Annotated in this window: 3 protein-coding genes; all 3 read left to right on the top strand. The window is 63.0% G+C overall.

Features of this window, described 5'->3' with window-relative positions; translation table 11 throughout:
• Nucleotides 1-109: 109 nt before the first annotated feature.
• The 3 genes from EN750_RS29095 to EN750_RS29085 all read left to right on the top strand — a co-directional run bounded on the left by EN750_RS29095 (nucleotide 110) and on the right by EN750_RS29085 (nucleotide 2403).
• On the top strand, nucleotides 110-1162 hold the full coding sequence (locus tag EN750_RS29095) for a TadE/TadG family type IV pilus assembly protein (protein ID WP_127398809.1): 1053 nt from the start codon (nucleotides 110-112) through the stop codon (nucleotides 1160-1162).
• A 147-nt stretch (nucleotides 1163-1309) separates the two neighbouring features.
• Nucleotides 1310-2002 (top strand): DUF1223 domain-containing protein, encoded by a 693-nt coding sequence (locus EN750_RS29090; RefSeq protein WP_127398808.1) that lies wholly within the window; start codon nucleotides 1310-1312, stop codon nucleotides 2000-2002.
• Nucleotides 2003-2103: 101 nt separating this feature from the next.
• On the top strand, nucleotides 2104-2403 hold the full coding sequence (locus EN750_RS29085) for a hypothetical protein (RefSeq protein ID WP_127398807.1): 300 nt from the start codon (nucleotides 2104-2106) through the stop codon (nucleotides 2401-2403).
• Nucleotides 2404-2486: the final 83 nt, after the last annotated feature.

Raw genomic sequence — 2486 nt, 5'->3', positions numbered from 1 at the left:
CCTTTTCCCCCGGATTCCTCGAAAAATCGATAAATTAACCACGTGCGTTAGAGCATAATTTGTGATCGGCATGTTAGCGGAGGGAAATATCTCATGTAAGGACGAAGGCATGCGGGGGCTTGCAGGCAGTTTTATCGAGTCGCGGAGCGGCTCGTTCGCACCGATACTTGTTCTCGCCATGATACCGCTGATCACCGCGGTCGGCTTTTCCGTCGACTACACCTCCGCTGTCCAGACCAGGTCGACCGAGCAGGCGGCACTCGACGCCGCGATCCTGTCCATCACCACGATGGATACCACGTCGACGAAGCCGCAGCGCCAGGTGCTGCTCCAGGATACCTACAGAGAAAACGGCGGACAGGGCGCAGCGACGCTGAACAGCTTCGACGTCAGCGCCAACGGCACCGCCACCGCGCAGGCCTCGGCGAGTTTCGCCATGAAGACCGTGTTCATGCAGATCGCCAGGATCCCCACGGTGGCTATCGGCGTCAATTCGGCGGTGAACAAGGCGCCGGCTCTGGTGGAGGCGACCTTCAAGGTCACCGGCGTGTCGGGTTACTGGAACAAGACAATGACGCTCTACGGCACGATGTTCGGTGCCGCAGCGGGCAAGCCGCTGATGACGATCGATTACAAATACGGCGGCGGCACGGATCCCAAAGGTTACGGAACCACCACCGTCAGCAAGATCGACAGTCTGGGCGTCCCCACGGTGATCCAGACGCAGGTCTGCAAGGTCGGCAAAAACCCGCCCAACGGGGTGACGCTCAACACCGACCAGTCTGGCACGAAATATTACTGTGTCGACACAATGACTCCCGGCAACACCGCCGGTGCGTCAATCGACGTCAGCCAGATGGCCAGCCTCTATCTGCAGATGAACGTGCCATCGGGTAACCCGAAAAACCTCTATTCGAACGATCCGGCCACGTCCAACCGGCTCTATAGCTCGACAAGCGCGGACATCCCCCTGGCCGAAATGGCGACCGGCCAGATCGTTGATATCTTTGGCCTCGTGCCTTGTGGCTCGACAGGCTACCAAGCCTGGGAAGACGGCGGCAACCCGGTCCCGGCACCCGTCAGCAACGCCGACTTCTTCTACAACGTCACCGGCAAGTGCGACTTCAACAAGCGGCCCAACAACACGCGGCTGACGCAGTAGATGCTGCTCTTCTTGCCTTCTCCCCTTGCGGGAGAAGGAAGAACGCTAGCGATCACAAACCGGTGAGCGCTGTAACGAAGGCGCCGACAGCGGCGAAGTGGGGATATCAGCGGTGCATTCAGGCGCCGCCGCCCACGGAGCAAGCCGATGTCCCGCAAGTTCGTCACAGTGTCCAGCCTCTCATCGCTTGCGCTGGCGGCATCGCTCGGTGCGGCCGCCGCCCAGCCGCTCAGCGTGGTCGAGCTGTTCACCAGCCAGGGCTGCTCGTCCTGCCCGCCGGCCAACGCCAATCTGATCAGGGTCAAGGACCAGCCCGGCGTGCTGGCGCTGTCGTTCAACGTCACCTACTGGGACTATCTCGGCTGGAAGGACATTTTCGGAAAACAGGAATTCACCCGGCGCCAGGTCAATTACGAGCCGGCGCTCGGTCATGACGGGCCGTTCACGCCGCAAGTGGTGGTCAACGGCCATGCCGATGTCGTCGGCGCCGCACCTGGCGAGATCGAAAAGCTGATCTCGGTGAGCGGCCGGACGAGCGGCCCGGCATTGTCGCTCGATGGCGGCAAGATCAGCATCGGCGCCGGCGCCGTACCTGGCGGCCACGCCGATGTCTGGCTGGTGCACTATGCCAAGGGCGTCGTCGAGGTGCCGGTGTCGCGCGGCGAAAACACCGGCCGCACCTTGCCGCACGCCAATGTCGTGCACGCGCTCGAAAAACTCGGCGGCTGGACCGGCGCGGCCACGACGTATCCGCTGCCCGCCGCATCCGGCGGCCTGAGCACCGCCGTGCTCGTGCAGTCGCCCGGTGGCGGACCGATCCTGGCCGCCGCGACAAACTAGATCACGCTTCAACAAGAGATTGCGCAACGCCGCATGGAGCGGCGCCGCATAGCACGGCCGCCAAGAGGGCGCGCCTTCACGACCAACCCAAGGAGATCATCATGACCATTTCCCGCCTGACGCTGCCGGCGCTCGCTCTCGCTTTGTGCTCGACGGCGCTGTTTGCCGGCGGCATCGCTCGCGCCGACGACGCGACCAACGCGATGAAGCCGGCTGCAGATGCCATGAAACCGGCCGCGGATGCGATGAAGCCTGCCGCGGATGCGATGAAGCCTGCAAACGATGCAATGAAGCCGGCCGATCCGATGGAAACCAATTCCATGAAGCCGGCCGCCGACGCCATGAAGCCGGCGACGGATGCGATGAAACCGGCAACGGATGCGATGGCTCCGGCCAACTAGTTCTGCCGCGTCTCAGCCGTTCATTCACAAGGGCGGCCCTTGGCGCTGCCCATCACCTGCCTGCCGGCATCCTCTCCCCGTAT

The sequence above is a fragment of the Mesorhizobium sp. M7A.F.Ca.ET.027.03.2.1 genome, from assembly GCF_003999175.1.
GTDB lineage: Bacteria > Pseudomonadota > Alphaproteobacteria > Rhizobiales > Rhizobiaceae > Mesorhizobium.
The sequence above is the reverse complement of the archived record's forward strand: the minus strand, read 5'-3'. Positions and strand labels throughout refer to the sequence as shown.